Annotated in this window: 19 protein-coding genes and 2 pseudogenes; 3 read left to right on the top strand and 18 right to left on the bottom strand. The window is 68.4% G+C overall.

Annotated features, from left to right (window positions below; all coding sequences use genetic code 11):
* The 8 genes and pseudogenes from DMC18_RS13430 to DMC18_RS13395 form a co-directional block, all read right to left on the bottom strand.
* A pseudogene (locus tag DMC18_RS13430) lies at nucleotides 1–324 on the bottom strand (hypothetical protein); the annotation flags it as partial.
* 50 nt (nucleotides 325–374) lie between these two features.
* On the bottom strand, nucleotides 375–2,432 hold the full coding sequence (locus DMC18_RS13425) for a TonB-dependent receptor domain-containing protein (RefSeq protein ID WP_199228568.1): 2,058 nt from the start codon (nucleotides 2,430–2,432) through the stop codon (nucleotides 375–377).
* Between the two features lie 280 nt (nucleotides 2,433–2,712).
* Nucleotides 2,713–4,299, bottom strand: a complete 1,587-nt coding sequence (locus tag DMC18_RS13420) for a carbamoyltransferase C-terminal domain-containing protein (protein WP_146218067.1) — start codon at nucleotides 4,297–4,299, stop codon at nucleotides 2,713–2,715.
* 178 nt (nucleotides 4,300–4,477) lie between these two features.
* Nucleotides 4,478–4,624: a hypothetical protein gene (locus tag DMC18_RS26585; protein WP_199228567.1), complete on the bottom strand. Its 147-nt coding sequence runs from the start codon at nucleotides 4,622–4,624 to the stop codon at nucleotides 4,478–4,480.
* A gap of 52 nt (nucleotides 4,625–4,676) precedes the next feature.
* Nucleotides 4,677–6,482: a DUF885 family protein gene (locus DMC18_RS13415; protein WP_110121282.1), complete on the bottom strand. Its 1,806-nt coding sequence runs from the start codon at nucleotides 6,480–6,482 to the stop codon at nucleotides 4,677–4,679.
* Nucleotides 6,483–6,563: 81 nt separating this feature from the next.
* A complete protein-coding gene (locus DMC18_RS13410; RefSeq protein WP_110133003.1) occupies nucleotides 6,564–7,541 on the bottom strand; it encodes a zinc-binding dehydrogenase in 978 nt (325 codons plus the stop codon).
* A 44-nt stretch (nucleotides 7,542–7,585) separates the two neighbouring features.
* Nucleotides 7,586–8,182 carry a TetR/AcrR family transcriptional regulator gene (locus tag DMC18_RS13405; protein WP_110121280.1) on the bottom strand — a complete coding sequence of 199 codons (597 nt, stop codon included), beginning with the start codon at nucleotides 8,180–8,182 and terminating at the stop codon, nucleotides 7,586–7,588.
* 341 nt (nucleotides 8,183–8,523) lie between these two features.
* Nucleotides 8,524–9,417 (bottom strand): LysR family transcriptional regulator, encoded by an 894-nt coding sequence (locus DMC18_RS13395; protein WP_110121278.1) that lies wholly within the window; start codon nucleotides 9,415–9,417, stop codon nucleotides 8,524–8,526.
* 96 nt (nucleotides 9,418–9,513) lie between these two features.
* On the opposite strand from DMC18_RS13395, the gene ilvD reads away from it, so the two are divergent.
* Nucleotides 9,514–11,367: a dihydroxy-acid dehydratase gene (gene ilvD / locus DMC18_RS13390; protein WP_110121277.1), complete on the top strand. Its 1,854-nt coding sequence runs from the start codon at nucleotides 9,514–9,516 to the stop codon at nucleotides 11,365–11,367.
* 222 nt (nucleotides 11,368–11,589) lie between these two features.
* Here ilvD and DMC18_RS13385 read toward each other — a convergent pair whose 3' ends face one another.
* Nucleotides 11,590–12,342, bottom strand: coding sequence for a FadR/GntR family transcriptional regulator (locus tag DMC18_RS13385; RefSeq protein WP_110121276.1), 753 nt, complete (start codon nucleotides 12,340–12,342; stop codon nucleotides 11,590–11,592).
* A gap of 118 nt (nucleotides 12,343–12,460) precedes the next feature.
* The gene (manD, locus tag DMC18_RS13380) at nucleotides 12,461–13,672 is read right to left on the bottom strand and encodes a D-mannonate dehydratase ManD (RefSeq protein WP_110121275.1); all 1,212 of its coding nucleotides are present in this window, start codon (nucleotides 13,670–13,672) and stop codon (nucleotides 12,461–12,463) included.
* 280 nt (nucleotides 13,673–13,952) lie between these two features.
* On the opposite strand from manD, the gene DMC18_RS13375 reads away from it, so the two are divergent.
* Nucleotides 13,953–16,160: a TonB-dependent receptor gene (locus tag DMC18_RS13375; RefSeq protein ID WP_110133002.1), complete on the top strand. Its 2,208-nt coding sequence runs from the start codon at nucleotides 13,953–13,955 to the stop codon at nucleotides 16,158–16,160.
* A 192-nt stretch (nucleotides 16,161–16,352) separates the two neighbouring features.
* Nucleotides 16,353–17,672 (top strand): amidohydrolase, encoded by a 1,320-nt coding sequence (locus DMC18_RS13370; RefSeq protein WP_110121273.1) that lies wholly within the window; start codon nucleotides 16,353–16,355, stop codon nucleotides 17,670–17,672.
* 201 nt (nucleotides 17,673–17,873) lie between these two features.
* Here DMC18_RS13370 and DMC18_RS13360 read toward each other — a convergent pair whose 3' ends face one another.
* The 8 genes and pseudogenes from DMC18_RS13360 to DMC18_RS13325 all read right to left on the bottom strand — a co-directional run.
* Entirely contained in the window at nucleotides 17,874–18,536 is a 663-nt protein-coding gene (locus DMC18_RS13360; protein ID WP_233248149.1) for a TetR family transcriptional regulator, read from the bottom strand.
* Between the two features lie 35 nt (nucleotides 18,537–18,571).
* Nucleotides 18,572–19,756 (bottom strand): urate hydroxylase PuuD, encoded by a 1,185-nt coding sequence (locus tag DMC18_RS13355; protein WP_110121272.1) that lies wholly within the window; start codon nucleotides 19,754–19,756, stop codon nucleotides 18,572–18,574.
* Complete coding sequence (uraD, locus tag DMC18_RS13350) at nucleotides 19,757–20,263, bottom strand: 2-oxo-4-hydroxy-4-carboxy-5-ureidoimidazoline decarboxylase (protein ID WP_110121271.1); 507 nt, start codon at nucleotides 20,261–20,263, stop codon at nucleotides 19,757–19,759.
* Nucleotides 20,264–20,400: 137 nt separating this feature from the next.
* A pseudogene (gene puuE, locus DMC18_RS13345) lies at nucleotides 20,401–21,297 on the bottom strand (allantoinase PuuE); the annotation flags it as partial.
* Between the two features lie 145 nt (nucleotides 21,298–21,442).
* On the bottom strand, nucleotides 21,443–22,660 hold the full coding sequence (locus DMC18_RS13340) for an alanine--glyoxylate aminotransferase family protein (protein ID WP_199228345.1): 1,218 nt from the start codon (nucleotides 22,658–22,660) through the stop codon (nucleotides 21,443–21,445).
* Nucleotides 22,657–23,937, bottom strand: a complete 1,281-nt coding sequence (locus tag DMC18_RS13335) for an allantoate amidohydrolase (protein WP_255580353.1) — start codon at nucleotides 23,935–23,937, stop codon at nucleotides 22,657–22,659. Before DMC18_RS13335 ends, DMC18_RS13340 begins: the two co-directional genes overlap by 4 nt.
* Nucleotides 23,938–24,237: 300 nt before the next feature.
* Nucleotides 24,238–25,332 (bottom strand): mechanosensitive ion channel family protein, encoded by a 1,095-nt coding sequence (locus DMC18_RS13330; RefSeq protein ID WP_110118511.1) that lies wholly within the window; start codon nucleotides 25,330–25,332, stop codon nucleotides 24,238–24,240.
* Between the two features lie 39 nt (nucleotides 25,333–25,371).
* The coding region (locus DMC18_RS13325; RefSeq protein WP_199232574.1) for an anti-sigma factor domain-containing protein at nucleotides 25,372–25,776 on the bottom strand (405 nt) is incomplete at its 5' end.

Here is a 25,776-nt window from a genome sequence, read left to right as displayed (position 1 = left end):
GGCGGCTTGGGCCGCTGCGGGGGCGGTCTGGCGTGGGGCCTCTGAAGGTGGAGCGGGGGAGGGCGACGCGGGCTTGGGCGCGGCCTGGGTCAGCCAGCCGTCGGGACGCGGCGGCAGCGGCTTGGGCGTCGGCTTCTCCGGCTGCGGCGGCGTCGGCTCGCTCACCGGCGTCGGGGCGGGATCGGCGTCGGGAGACGCCGCGTTGTCGGTCTGGTCGAGGGCCGGATCGCCCAGCGAGATCAGCATGGCGGTCTCGTCCATCGCGGCGAGGACCGGCTTCTGCTCCCACTGGATCACGGCAAGGCCAAGGGCGCCGTTGATCATCAACGACGCCCCCGTCGCCCAGGCTCGAACGTGCCAGGGCGTCTTCATGATCAGAACGTGCGACCCAGGGTCAGCTTGAACGTCCGGCCTTCGGCGTCCAGCGACAGCAGGTGGCGCTGGAAGGTCTTGTCGAACAGGTTGTCGACGCCGGCCTGGACCTCGAGCCCTTGCAGCAGGCCGTCCTGCGGCTTCCAGGTCACGAACAGGTTGTGGACGGCGTAGCCCGGCGTGGCCAGCGAGGTGGAGGTCACGTGGTTCTGAGCGTCGGCGAACTCGCCGCGCCAGCCGGCCGTCAGGTTCTGGGTCGGGAAGACATAGCCCAGGGTCAGGTTCAGGGTGTCGGCCGGGATGGTGTTGAGATAGGCGCCGGTCAGGCGGTTCTCGCCGTCGATCACCGACACCGAGCCGCGAGCGAAGAACTGCTTGGCGCCGTATTCGGCCTCGACCTCGACGCCCGAATAGCGCGCCTCGCCGACATTGACGAAGTAGCTCGAGGTCGAGGTGCCGCGCGTGATCAGGTTCTTCACGTCGTTGCGGAACACGGTGGTCTTGAACCGGAACTGGTCGCCCTGGCCGAACAGGTCGCGGAACTGCAGCGTGCCGCCGACCTCGATGTTGTCGGACTCCTCGGGCTTGAGGTTCAGGCTGTAGTTGGTCGAGGCCGTGGCCGTGCGGCTGTAGATCTCGTCCAGCACCGGCATGCGCACGGTGTGGGCCACCGAGCCGAACACCGAGGCCCATTCGGTCAGGCTGTAGAGGGCGGCGATCTTGGGCGAGACGCCGTTGTCCTTGACCACCGTGGTGGTGGTGACGCCTTCGCCCGGCTGCAGCTTGGTCCAGTCGACGCGCACGCCCGGGATCAGGGTCAGCTTGCCGAGCACGACCTCGCCCTGGGCGAACAGGCCGTACTTCTCCATGTCGCCTTCGGGGTGGGTGGCCGCGCCGTGATTGGTGCCGGTGGCGGTGCGGCGCGGGTTGCGGCGCTCCTGCTTGTAGGCCTGGGCGCCGACGGTCAGGAACGCGACGTTGTCGCCGCCGAGGCTGAACTTCGAGACGTTCTGGGTGCGGGCCTGCAGGGTCTTGTACGAGAACTCCGACTCCAGCACGCCCGACAGGAAGGTCGTGTCGGTCTGGTTGACCTTGGTGTTGGCGTAGGAGACCTGGGCGGCGACGTCGAACAGGTCGCTGCCGTTGAAGTCATTGTTGTAGCCGATCACGGCCGTGTCGTCGGTGGTCTTGCGGCGCACCGGGGTCGTGGCCAGGGCTTCGGACTGGTCGTAGATCTGGGTGCTGTCGTTCTTCCAGTTCTGGTACGAGGCCCAGACATTGTGGCCCTTGGCCCCGCCGATGAAGTAGCGGCCCTTGATCAGGTAGCTGTCGGAGCTGGCTTCCGAGGCTGCGACCTCGACGCCGTCGCCGTTCTCGTAGTTGTCGCTGCGGCGGCTGGTGTACATGCCCAGCAGTTCGGTGTTGGCGGTCGGCTTCAGGGCCAGGATGCCCGAGCCGAAGCGGGCGTTGGCGTTGCTCTCGACGCCGCCGCGCAGACGCACGGCGAAGCGGTCGCCGTCCTTCAGGAAGTCACCGGCGTCCTTGCTGGTGAAGTTGACCACGCCGGCCAGGGCGCCCGCGCCGTAGAGGGTCGACGAGGCCGGGCCGCGCAGCACTTCGACGCGCTTGTAGAGCTCGGGATCGCTGAAGAACGAGCCCATCCGGTACTGCTCGTAGAATTTCGTGACGCCGTCGATCTGCATCAGGATGCGGCTGTCGCTGTCGGCCAGGCCCGTGCCCATGCCGCGGATGTTGAAGCCCTGGCCCAGGGCGCCGACGCCGCCCATGGTGTTGACGCCGGGAATGCCGGCCAGCAGGTCGCCGATGGTCGAGGCCTGGGCGTTGTCGATGGCTTCCTGGTCGATCGTGGTCACGGCCTGGGGCGTATCGATCGCCACCTTCTCCTGGCCGGCCGAGACGACGACCTTGCCCAGCGACAGCTTGCTGGCGGTCGCGGTGGTGGTCTCTTCGGAGGTCTCGGTGGTCTGAGCCTGGGCGAGACCCGCGAGGGCGAGGTTGGCGACGCCGGCCAGCAAAAGGCCGCGCGTCCGCTTGGACATGCGCATGGAATATTCCCAAAAATAAGCGAATAAGAATCATTCGCAGACTATGGGCGAGCGACTCCCGACAGAGCGCCTCGCCGAACGGCGACGCTTCTGGCCGCCTTTTCGCCTAAATGCAAGTGACTCTCAATAACGAGTGATTGCGGGGCGGGAATGTGGGGAGGGCCCGGCGCGTCGGCGTCGGCGGCGGAAGCGTCTTCGCCGGGCCTCGGGAGTCGGCGTGGCTACTCGATAGGGGCTGGCGGAAGCCGGGCCGCATCGAAAGGTCCGAACGCCGTCACGTCGATGGCGACCTCGGTCGCTGTTCATCGGCGGGTTTGCGGAACAGCCAGTCCTCGATGACGAGATAATCGAGATCGGTCGTGAGCAGGAGGTCCACCGCTTCGGCGACGCTGGTGACGATCGGCCTGCCCTTGCTGTTGAAGGAGGTGTTCACCAGCGCTCCGAAACCGCTCAGCCGTTCGAACTCGGTGAGCACATCGTAAAGCCACGGGTTTTGCGTCGAAGCGATGGTCTGGACGCGCGCCGTGCCGTCGACATGCGTCGCCGCGGCCAGTTTTTCCCGCCACGCAAGGCTGACCGTGGGGTTGAAGGACATGTACGACATGTCGTTGCGGGCGTTGTCGAAATACCGGTGCACGTCGGCGACGCGAACGACCGGCGCATAGGGACGAAACGTCTCGCGGAACTTCACGTGATTGTTGAGCCGGTCCTTCATCCCGGGAACGCTGGGATCGGCGAGGATGCTGCGATGGCCCAGTGCGCGCGGCCCATGTTCCGAACGGCCCCGCATGACGGCGATGACGTTCCCCGCGTGCAGCAGTTCCGCGATCTCCTTGGTCCCCGTCTTGACGGCGCCGAGCCGCGCAACCGCCGCCGGCAAGGCCTCCGGGTCCTGTATCGCCGGGCCGGTGTAGGTCACGGTCACGGGCTCGACCGGGCGCGATCGCAGCAGCAGGGCGCCCTGCGCGAGCCCGCAATCATTCGGATTGGGCGGCACGAAGACGGGCCACTCTATCAGGTCGGCCAGTTGCTGGTTGACCATGACGTTGAGCGCGCAGCCCCCGGAAATGCAGATTGGAAGCTTGTACCGGGCGGCGATCGGCAGGACCGTGTCGAGGAAGATGCGTTCGAACACATGCTGCGCCGTGGCCGCCAGATCGAACGCGTCCGCGCCGCTCAGGGCGTTGCGCGATAGCGGCAGCCCGATGCGTTGGCCAAGCATCCCGAGTTGCCCGACCACCCACAGGTACATGCCGGAAAACGTGTCCTTGCCGCTGCAGGTCATGAAGAAGTCCCGCACCGGCTCGACCCATTCGGGCCGGACCTGACCGAAGGCCGCCAGCCCCATCAGCTTGCCGGCGTTCGACCGTTCCTTGCCGTCGTCCGGCTTGCGGATCTCGACGATGGGATGGGCTATCGCCCGGTACGGGATGCCGAGATTGAGCCGGTGGCCGTCGTCGATCGCGGCGATGCCGGTCTCGCGCGACGCCAGAAATATCCGGAACGTGCCGTCATTGCCGCCGCCGTCGTAGGAAACGATCAGGCTGCGATCGAACGGGGATTCGTAAAACGCCGCGGCGGCGTGCGCCTTGTGGTGATCGACGGCTTCGATCGACTTGACGCCCACGCCCTCGAACAGCTGTGTCGCGTAGCTGTCGGCGCCGTGCAGCACCATTCCGGCGTCGAACGTCGGATGAATATTCCTGACGATCGCAATCAGATCATGAACGTCCGGCTTTTCATGCCGCACGTCGTAATGGCGCTTCCCGAAAATGCGTTCGAGTTCGATGTTGTGCAACACGCCATGGAGGTCGAGCGACAGTACGGAATCATGATTTAAATGAACCGCCAAAATATTCACTTACGACTTCCTTTTACAGCGTTCAGGATTGAATGCCATCTTCGGCGCGGCCTCGCAATATCCCGCCGAAACTGTGGTGTTGACGTACGTCCGGTTTCAGTCGGCGTCGTGGAATGTAGAGGATTTGTTGTTCGTGGCGCGACGTCGCCTTTCAGGCCGAGGCGCTTCGCCCCAGCCCCTACGACTTCCCCCCGCCGAACTTGAAGATCCCTACGCCCAGGGCGATGCCCAGCAAGATCCCGATCGCCATGTTGTGGATGACGGCCCCGAAGATCACGCCGACGATCAGTCCCATGGGCAGGCCCAGCGCACCGGTCTTGTTCATCGCGCGTCCTTTGAAAGTCGGTCGGATCGGCAAGGCCGCGTGAGCGGCGGGGTCAGGCGCCGGGCCATTCGTCGAGCATGTCGGCCAGCACGTCGAGCGGCATGGTGCCGGCGGTCAGGCCGGCGTCGTGGAAGGCCTTGAGGCTGAACCTGGCGCCCAGGCGCTTTTCGGCGCGGGCGCGGCTGTCGGTCCAGGTGCGCCAGCCCAGCATGTAGCTCGACGCCTGGCCGGGCTGCACGCAATAGCGCTCGACCTCGCGAGTGACCGAGGTCTCGGCGTCGCCCAGGGTCTGCGACATGTAGGCGATGGCCTGCTCGCGGCTCCAGCGCTTGGCGTGGATGCCGGAGTCGAGCACCAGGCGCGAGGCGCGGAACAGCATCGAGGCCACGTAGCCCAGCTGGCCCAGCGGATCGTCCTTGTAGGCGCCCATCTCGTCGGCCAGCTGCTCGGCATAGAGCGCCCAGCCCTCGGAATAGCCCGAGAAGATCGGCAGGCGGCGCAGGGTGGGGATGCCCGGCGATTCCATCATCAGGGCGTTCTGCAGGTGGTGGCCGGGGATGGCTTCGTGGAACACCAGGGTCGGCAGGTCGAAGCGCGGCTGCTCGGCCGTGTCGCGCAGGTTGATCGAGAACAGGCCGGGCCGCGAACCGTCCAGGCTGGGCGGGGTGTAGTAGGCGCCGGGCGCGCCGGCCTCGATCGACGGCGGGATGCGCTGGATCTTCACCCCGGCCTTGGGCAGGTGGCCGAACCAGGCGGGAAGCCGCTCGCGCATGGCCGCGACCTTGGTTTCCAGCTCGGCCAGAAGGGCGGCGCGGCCGGCGTCGTCGTTGGGATAGAGGTTGGCCGGGTCGCGGCGCAGGGCGGCGATGCGGGCGCCGACCGAGCCCTTGGTCAGGCCGCGGGCCTTGAGGATGGCGTCGGCGCGGGCGGAGAAGCGGGCCACGAGTTCCAGGCCCAGGCGATGGATCTCGGCGCCGGCCAGGTCGGTGGTCGTCGCCGCCCGCACGGCGAAGCGGTAATAGGTCTCGCCGTCCGGCAGCCGCCAGACGCCGGCGTCGTGCGTCGCGGTCGGCAGGGCGGCGCTCAGCAGTTCGGCTTGGCGGCGCAGGGCGGGATAGACCTCGGCCTCGACGATCCTGGCGGCGCGGGCCTCCCAGTCGCCGGCGATGGCCTTGGCGTTGGTCCGCCGCGTCAGGCCGACGACCAGCTCCGAGCTGGCCGGGGCGGGGGCGAGCATGGCCTGGAATTGCGAGAGGGTGGTGCGCAGCACGAAGTCGGGCGGCGTCGCGCCCCGGGCGAAGTCGGCGCGGGCCCGGGCGGTCTCCTGGTCGAGCAGCACGGCGAAGGCCGACAGGCGCGACAGATAGGCCTGCGCGTCTGCGGCGTCGCCGACCGGATGGGTGTCGGCCAGGAAGCCTGGCACGCTGCGATAGGCGCCGGTCAGCTGCGAGATCACATAGGGCGCGGCCACCCCGACGTCGGGATTGCCGTAGGGCGTATCGAAGCTCCGCAGGGTGGTGTCGGCCATGTAGGCGGCCGAGCGCAGGTTGACCCGGTCCATGCCGGTCAGGGCCTTGGCGTCGAAGGTCGCCAGGTCCTTGCGCAGGTCCTCGAAGATCTGGCGGGTGCGCAGCAGGCCGGCCGGCGAGCGGTCGTCGAGCTTGCCGCGGGCGGCGGCGTTCGGCCCGGCGTCCAGGCCCGTCAGGGTCATCAGCTGGGGCGAGTCGAGCATCGCCCGCTGGATCAGCCGTTCGAGGACGGCGGTCAGGCGCTCGCCTTCAGTCTCTCGCGCTGCAGAGGGCAGGGGCGCCGCGACGAGGGCGGCTGCGGACAGGATGAAGGAACGACGGTTTGCCATTCTCCGGTTGTAGCGCGGCCTGCGCTTCGCGCCAGGGGTGAAGCTCGGGAAGGCGGCCGTGGAGCCGCCTTCCCGGTCGCCTTACGGCCGCAGCAGCACCTTGCCGGTCTTGCCCGGGGTCAGAGAGGCCTTCACGGCGTCGGACACCTGGTCCAGGCCGTAGACGCCGTCGGTCGGCAGCTTCAGCTTGCCGGTGGCCACCTGGGTCAGCAGCTCGCCGATCAGCTTGCGGCGCAGGTCCGGCGCCATGGTCGCCGAGACGGTCGAGCCCCAGAAGCCCTTCACGGTCAGCTGCTTGAAGATCACCGCGCCCGACGAGATCTGCATCGGCTCGCCGGTCATCGAGCCGAACGAGACCAGCAGGCCGTTTTCGCCCAGCAGGTCGGCCATGTCGCCCGAGGCGGTTCCGCCGATCGAGTCGACGGCCGCCTTGATCGGCGCGCCGCCGGTGAGTTCGGCGACCTTGGCCTTCCAGTCCGGGGCGGCGGTGGAGACGGCGTTGTCGATGCCCAGGTCGGTCAGCTCGGCCACGCCGGCGTCGCGGCGCACCAGGTTGACCACGTTGACGCCGCGGGCCTTGGCCAGCATGGCCAGGGTCTTGCCGACCGCGCCGTTGGCGGTGTTCTGGGCCACCCAGTCGCCCTCTGCGACGCCGAGCGACTCAAGGAGCGTGATGGCGCTGAAGGGCATGGCGATCAGCTGGGCGGCGGCCTCGTCCGGAATGGCGTCGGGCACGGGCACCAGGCCGGCGGCCGAGGCGATGAAGTATTCGGCCCAGCTGCCGTGCACGCCGGCCACGGCGAAGCGCTGGCCGACCAGGGCGGCGTCGACGCCGTCGCCCACGGCGTAGACGACGCCGACCGCCTCGCTGCCGCCGATGGCGGGCAGGGCGGGCTTGTAGCCGTAGTTGCCGCGCACGGTCCAAAGGTCGTGGTTGTGGATCGGCGACAGCAGGGTGCGGATGCGGACCTTGCCGGGGCCGGGCTCGGGGATCGGGCTGTCGGCCAGGGCCAGGACTTCGGCCGGGTCGCCGAACACATCGTGGATCGCGCTGCGCATTGGGGTCTTCCTTCTTGTTGTCTTGCGTCTTGGGGGGATGCGGCTCAGGCGGCCGCGAGCATGGTTTCGGTGGTCGCCAGCGCCTCGCGCAGCGGGCCCTGATCCTTGGAAAGCTTGGCCAGAATGGCCGCGCCCAGCCACAGGGCGTACATCGCCCGGGCGGTGGCGATCGGGTCGCCGGACCCGGGCAGGGAGCCGTCGTCACGGCCCTCGACGATGACGGCGGCGATGCGGCGCACCAGGCGCTCGACGCCGGTGTTGAGGATCAGCCGCATGTCTTCCGAAAGGTCGGAGATCTCGGCCGCCAGCTTCACCACCAGGCAGCGGTCGGCCATGCCGCAGGCCGCATCGGTGTCCAGCCACACGGCCCAGTAGGCCATCAGCTTGTCACGGCCGCTGGCGCTGGTGTCGAACAGGCCGGCGAGCTTGACGCCGTATTCGGCGCAGTAGTCGTCCAGCAGGGCGCAGCCGAACGCCTCCTTGGAGGCGAAGTAGTAGTAGAACGAGCCCTTCGGCACGCCGCTGGCGTCCAGCAGCTCCTTCAGCCCCATGCCGCCGAAGCCCTGGCGCAGCACCAACTCGCGGCCGGTGGCGAGGATGTGCTCGCGGGTGAGTTCGGACTTCTTGCGGACGGCGGTCATGAGGGGTGTATGGCAGATAATAGACCGGTCGTCTAGTTGGTGTGGAAGCGCGCCGTTTTTTGGCTCGTCATCCCGGCCGGAGGGCTGCGCAGCAGGCCGTAGAGCCGGGACCCAGGGGGACTGGGCGCCGCGGTTGGGTTCGCAGGCGGTGGTGGCCGTCGCGTTGCGTGTGGCCCCTGGGTCCCGGCTCTGCGCTTCGCTTCGGCCGGGATGACGAGCTTTGTAGAGGGCTCGGCGCTGGCCCCCTCCGGCCCTCCGGGCCACCTCCCCCAGAGGGGGAGGATCTGCGCCGCACAAGATGCTCCCCCTCTGGGGGAGCTGTCGCGGAGCGACTGAGGGGGTCAGGCCCCCACCAGCCGCAGCATCTCCCGTAGCGTCGGCGTGTCGTCGTCGCGCCGCCAGGCCAGCCCCGTCTCGAGCGTCGGCGGATCGCTGACCTCGACATAGGCCACGCCCGCCCGGGCCAGGTTGCGCAGCGAGGCTGGCACCAGGGCCACCCCGAGCCCGGCGGAAACCAGGCTGATGATGGTCTGCATCTGGATGGCCTCCTGCACGATGTGGGCGGGACGGCCCAGGCGGGCGAAGTAGCCGGTGACCAGGTCGTGGAAGGCTGGCGCCACCGTTCTTGGGAACAGGATCAGCGGCGCGTCGACGATGGCCTCCGGCACGAGCACGCCGTCCTCGACCGTCAGCCGGCCGCTCTCGATCCAGGCGGCCGGGGCGGCGGCGACCAGGGGTTCGGAGACCAGCCGCTGGTAGGCCAGCGGCTCGGGCAGGGCGCGATCGGACGGCGGGATGATGATGCCGGCGTGGCGCTCGCCGGCGACGATGGCGGGGATCTGCACGTCGCTGGTCGCCTCGACCAGGCGGATCTCGACGTCCGGATAGGCCCGCGAATAGCGGCTGACCAGGTCCGGCAGCACGCTGTAGTCGGCCGTGCTGACGAAGGACAGCGACAGCAGGCCCGTCTGGCCGTCGCGCAGCCGCCGGGCGGTGGTCGGCAGTTCGTCGACGGCCGCCAGGGCCGCCAGCACGTCCGGCAGCCAGGCTTCGCCCAGGGGGCTGAGGCGCACGCTGCGCTTGGAGCGTACGAACAGCGGCGCGCCCAGGGTCTTTTCCAGCGCCATGATCGACTGGCTGAGCGGCGGCTGGGTCATGCCCAGGCGCTCGGCCGCGCGGCCGAAGTGCAGGGTCTCGGCGACGGCCGTGAAGTGGCGCAGCGGGCGGATGTCCATCTCATATCTCTGGCGACCTAATATCGCCGTTCTAATATATTTTGAAAGCGTGGGGCAGGGGCGTAATAACCCCACAGCCGACACTGAGATTTTCCCATGCCCCCCTATCGCTCACGCACCTCCACCCACGGCCGCAACATGGCCGGCGCCCGCGGCCTGTGGCGCGCCACCGGTATGAAGGACTCCGATTTCGGCAAGCCGATCATCGCTGTCGCGAATAGTTTCACCCAGTTCGTCCCGGGCCACGTGCACCTGAAGGACCTGGGCCAGCTGGTCGCGCGCGAGATCGAGGCGGCCGGGGGCGTGGCCAAGGAATTCAACACCATCGCCGTCGACGACGGTATCGCCATGGGCCACGGCGGCATGCTGTATTCGCTGCCCAGCCGCGAACTGATCGCCGACGCGGTCGAGTACATGGTCAACGCCCACTGCGCCGACGCCATCGTCTGCATCTCCAACTGCGACAAGATCACGCCCGGCATGCTGATGGCCGCCATGCGCCTGAACATCCCCGTCGTCTTCGTCTCGGGCGGGCCGATGGAGGCCGGCAAGGTGCAGATCAAGGGCGCGATCCGCTCGCTGGACCTGGTCGACGCCATGGTCGTGGCCGCCGACGACAAGTACACGGACGAGGAAGTCGAGGCGATCGAGAAGGCCGCCTGCCCGACCTGCGGCTCGTGCTCGGGCATGTTCACCGCCAACTCGATGAACTGCCTGACGGAAGCTTTGGGCCTGTCGCTGCCCGGCAACGGCTCGGTCCTGGCCACCCACGCCGATCGCGAGGCCCTGTTCAAGGAAGCCGGCCGGCTGATCGTGGACCTGTGCCAGCGCTGGTACGAGCAGGACGACGCCACGGCCCTGCCGCGCGGCATCGCCACCCGGGCCGCGTTCGAGAACGCCATGAGCCTGGACATCGCCATGGGCGGCTCGACCAACACCGTGCTGCACCTGCTGGCGGCCGCCAGTGAGGGCGGCGTCGAGTTCTCGATGGCCGACATCGACCGCCTGTCGCGCCGCGTGCCTTGCCTGTCGAAGGTGGCTCCGGCCAAGAGCGACGTGCACATGGAGGACGTCCACCGCGCCGGCGGCGTGCCGGCCATCCTGGGCGAGCTGGAGAAGGGCGGCCTGATCGACGCGACCCAGCCGACGGTCCACGCCGCGACCATGGCCGAGTCCCTGGCCCGCTGGGACATCGGCCGCACCAACAGCGGCACGGCCCAGGAATTCTTCCGCGCCGCCCCGGGCGGCAAGCCGACCCAGATCGCCTTCAGCCAGGCCGCGCGCTGGGAGGATCTGGACCTCGACCGCGAGAAGGGCGTCATCCGCTCGGTCGAGCACCCGTTCTCCAAGGACGGCGGCCTTGCCGTGCTGTTCGGCAACCTGGCCCCGGAAGGCTGCATCGTGAAGACGGCCGGGGTCGACGAGTCGATCCTGACCTTCCGCGGCGTGGCCCGGGTGTTCGAAAGCCAGGAAGACGCCGTCAGCGGCATCCTGGGCGGCAAGGTCACGGCCGGCGAGGTCGTGGTCATCCGCTACGAAGGTCCGAAGGGCGGTCCGGGCATGCAGGAGATGCTGTACCCGACCACCTATCTGAAATCGAAGGGCCTGGGGGCTGCCTGCGCCCTGATCACCGACGGCCGCTTCTCGGGCGGCACGTCTGGCCTGTCGATCGGCCACGTCTCGCCGGAAGCCGGCGAGGGCGGCCTGATCGCCCTGGTCGAGACGGGCGACTCGATCCTGATCGACATCCCCAACCGCGGCATCCAGCTGGAAGTCTCCGACGCGGTGCTGGCCGAACGCCACGCCGCCCAGCTGGCGCGCGGCAAGGACGCCTGGAAGCCGAAGGACCGCAAGCGCGAGGTCTCGCCGGCGCTGCGCGCCTATGCGGCCATGACCACCAACGCCGCGCGCGGCGCGGTGCGGGATGTCAGCCAGGTCGAGCGGGGGTAAGCAACTCCGTTGAGGGCGGCTCCATGCGGGCCGCCCTTGCGAACCCCTAAGCAAGTCATCCCGGCCGGAGCGCGTCGCGCGCAGAGCCGGGACCCAGGGGACTGGGCGCGGCGACTGGGTTCGCAGCCACTAGCGGTCGCCGACGCACTGCGGCGGCCCCTGGGTCCCGGATAACGGCTGCGCCGTTTCCGGGATGACGGGCGTGGGTGGCGAGGGAAGCGGTTAGATCGCCACCCGCTTGGCGATGGCGTCACGTCGTGCGCTGGTTTCCTGCTGCGCCCGTTCGACCGCCTCGGTCTCGGTCGCGTGCAGCAGGTGTTCGATCACCCGTTCCAGGTGGTCGCGCATGGCCTGGCGGGCGGCGGCGGGGTCGCGGGCCTTCAGGGCGTCGACCACGCGGCGGTGCTCGGCGATGCGCGGCTCCAGCCCCATGCCGCGGGCGCGGGCCAGGATGTTGCGGGCCAGGGGCGAGCGGTTGCGCCAGTCCCACAGGTTCTCGATCGTGGCGATGATCGCGCCGTTGCCGGTGGCCCCGGCGATCACGAGGTGGAACTCGCGGTCGGCGTCCTCGCCCCGGATCTCCTCCTCCTCGTGCATGCGATCGAGCAGGCTTTCCAGCTGGGCGATCTGCTCTTCGGTGATCGAGGTGGCGGCGAGCGCCGCGGCCTCGCCCTCGAACAGGCGGCGGGCCTCGATCAGCTCGAAGGCGCCGATCTCGGTGTCGCGTTCGGCCAGCTGGGGCGCGACGGGACGCACGTCGCCGGTGACATAGATGCCCAGGCCGTGGCGGGCCTCGATCATGCCCAGCATTTCCAGGGCGATCATCGCCTCGCGCAGGGTGGGGCGGGAGACGCCGAACTGCTCGGCCAGTTCGCGCTCGGTCGGCAGGCGGTCGCCCAGCTTGTACTGGCCCGCCTCGATGGCGTCGGCCACGGTGTCCGCGATCTTGCGGTAGAGCTTGACGTTGTCCGACATGGGGTCCTGGAATCGACGCGCGGAACCTTGAGGTTTCACACCGATACCATAACCCTTGTCGGACGCTCCGGCTATTTGGTCTGACAAGATCGCGGCGGCGATCTCACCAATCCCGCGCTTACCAATCGTGCATGGAGCCGTCTTCGCGGCGGGCCACGGGCAGATAGGCGCGGCTGTAGGGGTATTTCGCCGCCAGGGCCTCGTCGATGTCGACCCCCAGGCCCAGCGCCTCGCCCGGGTGCAGCATGCCGCCCTCGAAGCTGTAGGCGTGCGGGAACACCGCGTCGGTTTCCGGTGTGTGGCGCATGTATTCCTGGATCCCGAAATTGGGGATCGACAGGTCGAAGTGCAGGGCCGCGGCCATGCAGACGGGCGAGAGGTCGGTGGCCCCGTGGCAGCCGGTTCGCACGCCGTACATGTCGGCGAAGGCGGCCACGCGGCGCAGGTGGGTGATGCCGCCGGCGTGCACCACGGTGGCGCGGATGTAGTCGATCAGCTGTTCCTCGATCAGCTGCTTGCAGTCCCAGATCGAGTTGAAGATCTCGCCCACGGCCAGGGGCGTGGTGGTGTGCTGGCGGATCAGGCGGAAGTTGGCCTGGTTCTCGGCGGGCGTGGCGTCCTCCATCCAGAACGGCCGGTAGGGCTCCAGGTCCTTGCCCAAGCGGCCGGCCTCGATCGGGGTCAGGCGGTGGTGCACGTCGTGCAGCAGGTGGACGTCCCAGCCCAGTTTCTCGCGCGCCGCCTCGAACAGCGGCGGCACGCTGCGCAGGTATTTCTCGGTCGACCAGACGCTTTCGCTGGGCAGGTCGGCGTCGGCTGGCTCGTAGAAGAAGCGGTCCTTGGAGACGCCGTAGACTGTCTTCAGCCCTGGCACGCCCGACTGCAGGCGGATGGCCTTGTAGCCCTGCTCGGCATAGACGGCGGCGTTGTCGAGGGTCTCCTCGATGCTGGCGCCGTTGGCGTGGCCGTAGACCATGACGCCGGTGCGGCAGGCCCCGCCCAGCAGCTGGTAGAGCGGCAGGTTCGCGATCTTGGCCTTGATGTCCCACAGGGCCATGTCGACCGCCGCGATCGCCGACATGGTCACCGGCCCGCGCCGCCAGTAGGCGCCCTTGTAGAGGAACTGCCAGATGTCCTCGATCTGGTGGGCGTCGCGGCCGACCAGGCAGGGGATGACGTGGTCGTTGAGGTAGCTGGCCACCGCCAGTTCGCGGCCGTTCAGGGTGGCGTCACCGATGCCATGCACGCCGTCGCTGGTCTCGATCTTCAGGGTGACGAAGTTGCGGCCCGGGCAGGTGACGATGACCCTGGCGGCGGTGATCTTCGGCATCGGCGTCCTTCCGCGGCGGCGCCGGTACGCGGCGACATGTCTTCTCGCTCTCTCGTTTAAACGGGGCGGGGTGGTTGTCAATCCAATGGTCAGACCAATTGCCTGCCAAAGACTCGACCACGATGAGGGGCGCGGCGGACGGGCGCCTCACAAAAGGGCGCCTATATCGGTCCAAATAATATCGATACATAAGTGTTGACATATTTTCGACCCAGACCCCAGCCTGGGCGTCGACCCGCCATCAGAGCGGGCGTGACCATGCATGCACTGGGGACCTGCTATGCGTACCGACCTGAAGATCCTGCTTTCCACGGCGGCGCTCGCCGCCCTGGCCGCGCCGCTGGGGGCGGCCGCCCAGACCGCCGCAGCGCCCGCGCCGGCCGCCGACGAGACGGTCGAGGAGATCGTCGTCACCGCGCTGAAGCGCTCGACCACCCTCCAGACCACGCCGATGGCCATCAGCGCCGTCACGGGCGACAGCCTGCAGAAGATCGGCGCCACCGGCCTGCAGGACTATTTCCGCGCCGTGCCGGGCGTGAACCTGACCCAGGGCCAGCTTGGCCAGAGCCGCGTGACCATCCGCGGCGTGCAGGGCTCGGGCGAGGCGACCACCGGCCTCTATTACGACGAGACCTCGATCACCGGCCCCTCGGGCACCACCCAGGACCCGGCCAACAACGCCGCCGACCTCAACCTGTTCGACGTCGAGCGGGTGGAAGTGCTGCGCGGTCCGCAGGGCACGCTGTACGGCGGCGGCTCGATGGGCGGCACCATCCGGGTGATCTATTCCAAGCCCGACAGCACGGAGTTCAGCGCCTCGATGGAGGCCCAGGCCACCACCACCAAGGGCGGCTCGCAGGGCTCGTACCTCAAGGCCATGGGCAATATCCCGCTGATCGAGGGCAAGCTGGCCGCCCGCATCGTCGCCTATACCGAGGACCGCCCCGGCTATGTCGACAACGTCAAGACCGGCGCCAAGAACATCAACGACAGCCACGCCGACGGCTATCGCGCCATGCTGGGCTTCACGCCCACCGACGACATCTCGCTGGTGGTGACCAAGATCCACCAGAACTCGTCGGCCGACGACCTGCAGGGCTGGTACGACCGCCTGGGCGACTACAAGACCGACAGCGTCGTGAAGCTGCCGCTGAACACCGAGATGGACCTGACCAGCGTCACCGGCAAATGGTCGAGCCCGATCGGCGAGCTGACCGCGTCCAGCGCCTACTACAAGTACGACATGCTGCGGACGATCGACTTCACCCCGCAGTACAAGCCCTATATCGGCAGCGCCTATGGCGTGATCGGCTACCAGCCGGCCTATCTGGGCGCCTGGAACCACGAGGTGCGGCTGTCGTCGAAGGGCGAGGGCCAGCTGCAGTGGACGGTCGGCGGCTACATGGAGCTGCGCAAGGACCACATCGACAGCAACACGGTGCTGACCAGCCTGGCCACGGGCCTGCCCTACAGCCCGATGCAGTACGTGCAGGGCCGTTACGTCAACACCAACGTCAAGCAGACCGCCGAGTTCGGCGAACTGACCTGGACGCCGCCGCAGGTCGAGGGCCTGTCGCTGACGGTGGGCGCGCGCCACTACGACTACACCAAGACCACCGGCAGCGCGGGCACGCAGCGCAACCTGCTGACCGGCGCCGCGCCGGCCGCCTATTCCGAACAGACCGCCGAAGCCTCGGGCTGGGTCTACAAGTTCAACGCCAGCTACAAGATCACCTCGGACATCATGGCCTACGCCACGGCGTCGGAGGGCTTCCGTCCGGGCGGCGCCAACAACGTGCCGGGCCTGAACAGCAAGCTCGTCGTCTACAATCCCGACAGCCTGTGGAACTACGAGGCCGGCCTGAAGACCACCTGGCTGGGCGGCAAGCTGACCGCCAACACGGCCGTCTACCGGATCGACTGGAAGAACCGCCAGACCAGCGCCATCACCGCCGACGGCCTCTATTCCTTCATCACCAACGCCGGCGCCGCGCGGATCCAGGGTATCGAGCTCGAGGTCTCGGCCCGTCCGATCCACGGCCTCTCGCTGAACGGTTCGGTGGGCTACACCAAGGCCGAGCTGACCGAGGACCAGGCCAACGCCAACATCCTGGTCGACGGCTCGACGGGCAAGAAGGGCGATCGCATCGCCAACGTGCCCGACTGGACGGCCGCGGCCTCCGCTCAATACACGTGGCCGCTGCCGGTCGCGGGCCTCAACGGCCTGGTGCGCGCTGACTACGCCTATACCGGCGACATGGTCTCCACCTTCCGCCCGACCTACGTCTACTACGACAAGTTCGGCGGCTTCAGCACGGTGAACCTGCGGGCCGGGGTCGAGGGCGAGGGCTGGGGCGTCTACGCCTTCGTCAGCAACCTCACCGACGCCGAGGGGATCATGAACAAGAACAGCAACGTCGGGTACCAGGACCTGCTTTATGGATTGACCCCGCGCACCTTCGGGGTGAACGCCCGTCGGAAGTTCTGATCTCCAGTAGTGCTCCCTTCCCCCTTTGATGGGGGAAGGGCCGGGGATGGGGGTGACAGCGGTTCAGGATTTAGCGCCGCCCGCGCGACTTCCATCGCCGCAACCACCCCCAACCCTGCCCTTCCCCCATCAAGGGGGAAGGGTTCAGTTCAAGCGTAAAACCAGAAGGGCGCGGTCCGCCGCGCGAGCCGCATGACCTTGACCCCGAAGCTCACCCTCGCCGCCGCCCTGGCCCTGCTGGCCGCCCCGGCGCTGGCCGCGCCGCTGAACGTCCCGGCTACGACGACCGCCATCAAGGCCCAGCTGGACCGCGACTACCCGCAGCTCGACGCGCTCTACAAGGACATCCACGCCCATCCGGAACTCGGCTTCCAGGAGGTCGAGACGGCCAAGAAGCTGGCGGCCGAAATGCGCGCCCTGGGCTTCACGGTGACCGAGGGCGTCGGCAAGACCGGCGTGGTGGCCGTGCTCAAGAACGGCGAGGGCCCCAGCGTTCTCGTGCGCACCGAACTCGACGCCCTGCCGATGGAGGAGAAGACGGGTCTGCCCTACGCCAGCCGCGCCAAGACCACCTGGAACGGCGCCGAGGTGTTCGTCGCCCACTCCTGCGGCCACGACGTGCACATGGCCGCCTGGATCGGAACCGCCCGCCAGCTGGTCGCCCAGAAGGCCAGGTGGAAGGGCACGCTGGTGTTCGTCGCCCAGCCGTCGGAAGAGACGGTCAGCGGCGCCAAGGCGATGATCAGCGACGGCTTCTTCCAGAAGTTCGGCAAGCCCGACTACGGCTTCGCCTTGCACGTCGGTCCCGGCGCGGCGGGGCAGGTCTATTACAAGGCCGGCGTCCTGACCTCGACCTCCGACGCCCTGGAGCTGACCTTCAACGGCCGCGGGGCCCACGGCTCGATGCCGGCCGCCTCGATCGACCCGGTGATGATGGCCGCCCGCTTCACCGTCGACGTCCAGAGCGTGATCAGCCGCGAGAAGGATCCGGCGGCGTTCGGCGTCGTCACGGTCGGCTCGATCCAGGCCGGCAGCGCCGGCAACATCATCCCCGACAAGGCCAAGGTGCGCGGCACCATCCGCACCCAGGACGACGGCGTGCGCACCAAGATCCTCGACGGCGTGACCCGCACCGCGAAAGCCGTGGCCGAGATGTCGGGCGCGCCCGCGCCGGACCTCCAGCTGATCCCCGGCGGCAAGGCGGTGGTCAACGACGCGGCCCTGACCGAGCGCACCGCCGCCGTCTTCAAGGCCGCCTTCGGCAAGGACGCGATTCCCGTGCCGTCGCCCGGCTCGGCCAGCGAGGACTATTCGGAGTTCATCATCGCCGGCGTGCCGTCGGTCTACTTCTCGATCGGGGGCTTCGATCCCAAGGCGATGGAAGAGGCCAAGGCGAGCGGCAAGCCGCTGCCCGTCAACCACTCGCCCTTCTTCGCCCCCGTGCCTGAGCCGAGCATCCGCACGGGCGTCGAGGCGATGACCCTGGCGGTGATGAACGTGATGAGCCGTTAGACCCCCTCAGTCGCTCCGCGACAGCTCCCCCAGAGGGGGAGCATCTTGGGGGCGCGCCAAAAGATCCTCCCCCTCTGGGGGAGGTGGCCCGGAGGGCCGGAGGGGGGGCGTTTTCAACTTCTGGGGCGTTTGCCGTCTCAGCAACGACTTCCCCCTCCGTCGGCTTCGCCGACACCTCCCCCTTCAGGGGGAGGGTCTGGATCACGCCTTCCGCAGATACCCCTCCAGCACGTCCAGCGCATGCTGCAGCCGCGCCCGGCGCCATTCGGGCGTCGTCATGTCGGTGTCGAGCGTGGCCGACAGCGACCAGCCGTTGGCCAGGTGGAAGCGGCTCATGGCGGCGATGGTGACGTAGATCTGGATCGGGTCGAGGTTTTCGCGGAACAGGCCCTGGGCCTGGCCGCTCTCGATCAGACGCTCGATGGTGCGGCGCAGGGGGAAGGCCGTCTCGGTGACTTTCCGCGACTGGGCTACGAACCGCCCTTGCAGCAGGTTCTCGTTGCGCAGCAGGCCCTCGAACTTCGGGTTCTTCTCGAAATACTCGAAGGTGAAGCGCTGCAGCTCCAGGAAACCGGCCATCGGCTTGTCGAAGTCGATCTTCAGCTCGGCTTCGCGGTTGCGCAGGTCCTCGTAGGCGCTTTCCAGCACGGCGACATAGAGCCCCTTCTTGTCGCCGAAGTAGTGGTAGAGCATGCGGATGTTGCACTTGGCGGCCTTGACGATCCGCTCGATGCGCGCGCCGGCGAACCCGGCTTGAGAAAACTCCTTCAGCGCCGCCGACATGATCGCCTTGCGGGTCCGCTCGGCGTTGCGCTTGCGCGGGGCCGGGGCGTCGGGGGCGACCTCGTGATCGGCGTCGGACAAGGGGGCGGTCTCCAGCGTCGCCAAGGGGGAGGGCGTCAGGGCAGTTTGGCCCCGGATTCGATCCAGGCGCCAAGCTTGGCGCGCTCCTCATCGGTCATATGGGTCTCGTTGCCAAGCGGCATGCTCGTGCTGAGCACAGCGCGTTCCTTGATCTTCGGCGCATAGCGGACGATGTGCTCAGGACTGTCGAAGGTCGCGCCGTTGGGCGGGGCCGAAAAGCCGCGATGGGTGGGCGCGGCGCTGTGGCAGGTCACGCAGTGCTTCTGCACGATCGCCTGGGCCTCGAAGAAGCTGACCGGCCCCAGCACGGCGGGGGTCTTGGGCTTCTGGCTGACGATCACGCTGACGGCGAACATCAGCATGGCCCCGTAGAACAGGAAGTCGTGCCGGATGATCCCGTGGTGGCGCAGGTTGAAGAAGTGGCGGATCGAGATCCCCGCCACGCCGATCAGCGCCAGCAGCAGCCAGGCCTTCGGGTGGCCGGTGATGGCCGGATAGTGGTTGCTGATCATGATGAACAGGATCGGCAGGGTCATGTAGTTGTTGTGCACCGAGCGCTGCTTGCCCGCCGCCCCCAGGCGCGGATCGACTTCGCGGCCGGCCAGCATGTCGGCGACGATCTTCCGCTGGTTGGGAATGATCGTCAGGAACACGTTGGCGGCCATGGCCGTGCCGATGATCGCTCCGACGTGGATGAAGGCCCCGCGGTCGGTGAAGAGGTGCTGCAAGGCGTAGGCCGCGCCGATCAGGGCGGCGAACCAGACGATTCCGAACAGGCGCGGGCGCTCGACCAGCGGCGAGCGGCACAGGCCCTCGTAGACCGCCAGGCCGCCGAAGATGAAGAGGAGGCCCACGCCCACCGCCTGCCAGTGGCTGAAGGCGTGCTTGGTCGGGTCGATCAGATAGACCGGCGCGCCCCAGTAGTAGAGCACGAACAGCAGAGCAAAGCCCGACAGCCAGGTGGTGTAGGCCTCCCATTTGAACCAGTGCAGGTGGCCCGGCATGTGGTCGGGGGCCGTCATGTATTTCTGCGAGTGGTAGAAGCCGCCGCCGTGCACGGCCCACAGCTCGCCCTTCACCCCGTCCTTGGGCGGCTCGGGCGCGCGCAGATTGTTGTCGAGCCAGACGAAGTAGAACGAGGCCCCGATCCAGGCGACGCCCGCGATCACATGCAGCCAGCGGAGCGCCAGGTTCAGCCAGGCGGCGAGATCGTAGTCCATCTATTGCGTCACGGCGTCTTGGATGCGGAGTTTGGAGATGAGGCCGATCTGGTTGATCGCCTCGGCGATCTCGGCCTCGCGGTCGTTGGACAGGCGCGCCTGCATGGCCCGCAGGATCGAGCTCTTGTCGTTCAGCCGCACGCAGATGATGAACGGGAAGCCGAAGCTCTTGCCATAAGCGGCGTTGAGGTCGTGGAAGCGGGCGAACTCCTCGGGCGTCAGCTTGTCGAGCCCGGCGCCGGCCTGCTCGGCGGTGCTCTCGGCGGTCAGCGCCCGGGCGATGGCCGCCTTGCCGGCCAGTTCCGGGTGGGCGCGGATCAGGGCCAGCTTGTCGTCGACGGACGCGGCGTTCAGCACGTCCATCATCGCGCCGTGCATGGCTTCGACGCTGGCGAATGGCCGGGCGTCCCAGGCGCGTTCGACGACCCACGGCGACAGCTCGAAGGCGAAGTGCAGCGCCGCGGCGAAGGCTTCGCGGTCTAGGGCGTTGAGGTCTGAAACTCTCATCTCCCTTCCCCCTTGATGGGGGAAGGGCCGGGGATGGGGGTGACTGCTGAGGTTGATCCGACAGCGGCGGTGGAAGTGTCATCCGCCGCGTTCACCCCCATCCCAACCCTTCCCCCATCAAGGGGGAAGGGCTTTGAATATGGATGCGTCGCGATCCAGTGGCGGGCGATGTCGATCCGCCTGGCTACCCAGACCTTGTCGTGGCTCGTCACATGTTCGAGGAACCGCCGCAGGGCCATGATCCGCGCCGGCTTGCCGACGATGCGGCAGTGCAGGCCGATGCTCATCATCTTCGGCGCCGTCTCGCCCTCCAGCCAGAGGGCGTCGAAGGCGTCGCGCAGATAGGCGAAGAACTGGTCGCCGCTGTTGAAGCCCTGGGGCGCGGCGAACCGCATGTCGTTGGTGTCGAGCGTATAGGGCACGATCAGCTGGGCGCGACCGTGCTGGTCGTCCCAGTAAGGGAGGTCGTCGCTGTAGCTGTCGGCGTCGTAGACGAAGCCGCCTTCCTGGGCGACCAGCCGCGCGGTGTTGGGGCTGGTGCGGCCCTGGTACCAGCCGAGCGGGCGTTCCCCCGTCAGCCGCTTGTGCACCTCGATGGCCTTCTCGATGTGCTCGCGTTCCAGGTCTTCGGGGAAGTGCTGGTAGTCGATCCAGCGATAGCCGTGGCTGGCGATCTCCCAGCCGGATTTCATCATCGCCTCGACGACGTCCGGGTGGCGCTCCATGGCCTGGGCGACGCCGTAGACGGTCAGCGGCAGGCCGAACTCTTCGAACAGGCGTCGGATGCGCCAGAAGCCGGCGCGCGAGCCGTATTCGTAGAGGCTCTCCATCGACATGTGCCGCGCGCCCTCGATGGGCTGGGCGCCGACCATCTCCGACAGGAAGTACTCGCTGACCTTGTCGCCATGCAGGACCGAGCGCTCGGCGCCTTCCTCGTAGTTCAGCACGAACTGCACGGCCACGCGGGCGCCGTCCGGCCATTGGGCGTGCGGCGGGTGTTCGCCATAGCCGACGAGATCGCGGGGGTAGGGGATCATTTGAAGACCCTCCCCCTGGAGGGGGAGGTGTCACCGAAGGCGACGGAGGGGGACGTCGGACGGACGTGGGAAATCGCTTCCCCCTCCGACCGCTTCGCGGCCACCTCCCCCTTCAGGGGGAGGGTCTTGAGCACCGTCACCATCACCCGAACACCCCCGCCGCCGCATCCACGCCAGCCCCCGCCGGCGCGACGAAGCCCTCCCACCGCAGCACCGCCTCCAGCGCCGCCAGGGTCTGCAGCACCGCGTGCTTGCGGGCGTTCACGCCCATGGTCCCGATGCGCCAGATCTTGCCGGCCAGAGGCCCGAAGGCCGCGCCGATCTCGATCTCGAACTCGGTGCGCATGCGGGCCTTCACCCGGTCGTAGTCGACGCCGGAGGGCGCGATGACGCCGGTGACGTTGGCCATCTTGTGCGCCTGGTCGCCGTAGACCTGGAGGCCCAGGGCCTCGATCCCGGCGGTCATGGCGGAGCCTGCCTGGGCGTGGCGGGCGAAGCGGGTCTCGAGCCCTTCCTCCAGCACGATCCGCGCGCATTCGCGGGCGGCGAACAGCATGCTGGCCGCCTCGGTGTGGTGGTTCAGGCGCTTGTCGGACCAGTAGTCCATGATCATGGCCAGGTCGAAGTAGTTGGAGGCGATGCGGCGGCCGCTGCCGATATTGCCCGGACCAGCCAGACCCTTCTCCACATGGCGGCGGGAAAAGATGTGGTCGGCGGCCTTGTCGCTGATGGTGATCGGGGCCGAGCCGGAGGGGCCGCCCAGGCACTTCTGCAGGCCGGCGGTGACGATGTCGGCCTTCCAGGCGTCGACCGGCACGCTCATGCCGCCCAGGGTGGCGGTGGCGTCGACATACAGAAGCGCGTCGTGGCGCTCGCAGATCTCGCCGATCGCCTCGATCGGTTGGGCGATGGTGGTCGAGGTGTCGCCATGCACGCAGGCCACCAGGCGCGGCTTCACACGCTTGACTGCGTCCTCGACCGCCTGCGGATCGACGACCTTGCCCCACTCGCCCTCGACGAAGGTCACCTTGGCGTCGCAGCGCTCGGCGATCTCGGCCAGCAGCAGGCCGAAGCGCCCGGCGTTGACCACCACGATGTCGTCGCCCGGAACCAGGGTCGAGACCAGCGCCGCCTCGATCCCGGCCCGCGAGGTGCCGTCGATCAGGAAGGTCCACTGGTTCTGTGTCTGGAAGACGCCGCGATACAGCGCCATCGTCTCGTTCATGTAGCCGGTGAACTCGGGATCGAACTGGCCCAGCAGCTGCACCGACATGGCCCGCAGCACGCGCGGGTGCACGTTGATCGGTCCGGGGCCCATCAGCAGGCGGGCGGGGTGGTCGAGTTCTTTGAAGGTGTTCATTCGGGCGTCTTCGAGAAAGCGTTGCGCGTCGCCAGCCGTTCCACGAACCCGACCATCGCCCGCGCGGCCAGGGCGCAGTCGGCGTCGGTGACGGCTTCGGCGGGGTTGTGGCTGATCCCGCCCTCGCAGCGGATGAACAGCATGGCGGTGGGGCAGAGGTCGGCGATGACCATGGCGTCGTGGCCCGCGCCGCTGGGCAGGCGGCGAACCGGCCCGCCGAGGTCGGCCACGGCTTCGGACAGCAGGTCGGTCAGGCCCGCGTCGCAAGGGCTCTCGGCCAGGGCCTGCATCAGGCTGACCGAAACCGTCAGGCCGCGCCGGGCGGCGATGGCCTCGATCTCGGCGGTGATCGCGGCGACGGCGGCGTCGCGGGTGGCTGAGGTCTCGGCGCGGATGTCCATCGAGAACTCGACGGCGCCGGGAATGACGTTGAAGGCGCCGGGCAGGGCGGTCATGCGTCCGACCGTGCCCACAAGGCCGTCGGTTCCGGCCAACGGTCCTTCGCGGCAGACCCGCTCCAGGGCCAGCACCGCCTCGGCGGCGGCGGGGCCGGGGTCCTTGCGCAATCCCATCGGCGTGGTGCCGGCGTGACCGGCTTGTCCCTTGAACCGCACCATCAGGCGCTTCTGGGCGGCGATGGCGCTGACGACGCCCAGGGCCAGGCCCTCGGCCTCCAGCACCGGGCCCTGCTCGATATGGGCTTCGAGGAAGGCGAAGATCTCGTCCGGCCTGCGGGCGGCCTCGGTGAGGCGCGTCGGATCCAGGCCGAAGGCGGCGAAGGCCTGAGCCAAGCTGGTCCCCTCCGCGTCGGTCATCTCCATGACCTTGGGATCGACCGTGCCGGCCACGGCCCGGCTGCACGCCATCGACGCCGGAAAGCGCGAGCCTTCCTCGTCGCCGAACGCTATGGCCTCGATAGCGAAGGACAGGCGGCGGCCCTGGCGGTGGAAGGCCTCGACCACGTCGATCGCCAGCATCACCCCCAGCGCGCCGTCATAGCGGCCGCCGTTGCGGACGCTGTCGATGTGCGAGCCGATCAGCAGGGCCGGGGCGTTCGGCGTCTCGCCCTCGTAGCGACCGACCAGATTGCCGGCGGCGTCGAGGCGGACGCTCATGCCGGCCTCTTCCATCCAGAACTTCAGGGTGTCGAGGGCGGCCTTGTGGGCGCTGGTCAGGAAGCGCCGGACCAGCATGTCGTCGGCCTCGCTGAAAGGCGCCGCGCCCATCAGGTCGCAGCGGGCCTTGGCCCTGACGCCGATCTCGAATTCCCGCGTCACCACGCTCCCCGCATTTCGTCGCCCCCATGGGTAGCAGGCTGCGCCCGCCCGTCCCCCTCGGCAAGCCGCGCGACGGCCAAGTCGTCGCTGATTGCCCGCGCAAGCGCCAGCCGACGAGGCGGGCGCCTGTTCGTAAGTCATAAATCACTTACTTGAAGCTTGTCTTCCTCCCTTCCCCCTTTGATGGGGGAAGGGCCGGGGATGGGGGTGACAGCGTTTCAGATGTGGGCGCGAGCTGGACCGCCGCAGCCACCCTCCACCCCTGGACCCTCCCCAATCAAGGGGGAGGGGAAACGTGGTCTAACCCTCCGCCGCCAACGCCAGCCGCCGCTTCGGAAACGCCTCGGGCAGTTCCTCGCGCAGGAAGGCCATCATCTTCTCGCGGACTTCGCAGCGCAGGTCGAAGGTCACCGGGGCGTTGCGGGCGCTGACCAGGCAGCGGACTTCCATGACTTCGGGCGTGATGTCGGTGACCTGCAGGTTCACCACCTTGCCGTCCCACAGCTTCGAGCCGCGGGCGATCTCCTCCAGCTTGGCGCGCAGGCGGTCGACGGGGGCGGCGGGATCGACATAGAGCATGGCCGTGCCGATCAGGGCGGCGCTCTCGCGGGTCCAGTTTTGGAACGGGGTCTGGATGAAGTAGCTGAGCGGCAGCACCATCCGGCGCCAGTCCCACAGGCGGACGACGACGTAGGTGGCGTTGATCTCCTCGATGTTTCCCCACTCCTTCTCGACGATGACGGCGTCGTCGATGCGGATCGGCTGGGTGACGGCGATCTGGATGCCGGCGATCAGGTTGGTCAGCAGGGGCTGCAAGGCCAGGCCGACGATCACCGAGGCCGCGCCGCCGGCGGCCAGCAGGCTGACCCCCCATTGGCGCACGCCGGGGATGGTCATCAAGGCCAGGGCCAGGGTGAAGATGCCGACCAGGATCGCCATCGCCCGCCGCAGGATGCGGATCTGGGTGATGTGCTTGCGGGCCAGCAGGTTGTCTTCGACGTCGACCTTGAAGCCCCGCAGGTAAAGCGCCGCGCCGATGTCGAGGGCGGTCATGGCCATCCAGCCCAGTAGCAGGATGAACAGCACCAGCAGCACGTGCTTGGCGGTTTCCGCCTGGGCCGCATCGAGCGGGGCGACCGAGGCCGCCCCGCCCAGGGCGGCGACCACGAAGGCCATGCGGGTGGGCCGGCGCGTGCGGGCGATCAGGGCCTGCCAAAAGGCGTCGCGCCTGGATAGAGAATGGCGCACCATCCGCACGGCAATGGCGTGGACGCTCCAGGCCAGCACGACGGCCAGGGCGATCAGCACGAGGCTGACGATCCAAGGCGGCGCCCAGGCGATCAGCCAGACGGAGTCGTTCAGCCAGTCAGGCAGCCGGTCTGCGATGGTGCTCATGACCGGGGCCAACGCGTGCGGCGCGAAGAGGCTCCCGCCTTATCCCTTCAGGAACTTGCCCGCCGCGCGCACCGAGCCGGTGGCGACGCCCGTGGGCGAGCCGCCGATCGGCTCGTCGGTGACGGCCAGCAGGGCGGTGTAGGTCCCTTCGCCGCGCAGGCCTTCGGGCATCGGGATGCGCTTGGGCGCGTTCGTCGGGATCACGCCCAGCGAGATCGCCTTCTGGCCCTCGGGGATGATCCACAGCTCGGCGTCGCGGCCTTGCGGCATCTTCATGCCCATCGGCGTCAGCATCACCTGGTCGGTGGCGTGGTCGAGGGTGGCGACCACCATCGGCTTGTTGCTGGTCGGGTCGGCGATCAGCGCCACCTCGGCGGCCTGCGGCTTGGCCGGAGCCGGCGCGACGATCGGCGGCGCGGCCGGGCGCGGCAGCACGGCGATGAC

The organism is Caulobacter sp. D5 (genome assembly GCF_003185805.1).
Lineage (GTDB): Bacteria > Pseudomonadota > Alphaproteobacteria > Caulobacterales > Caulobacteraceae > Caulobacter.
Note: the sequence above shows the minus strand (reverse complement) of the source record. Positions and strands in the feature narration are given on the sequence as shown.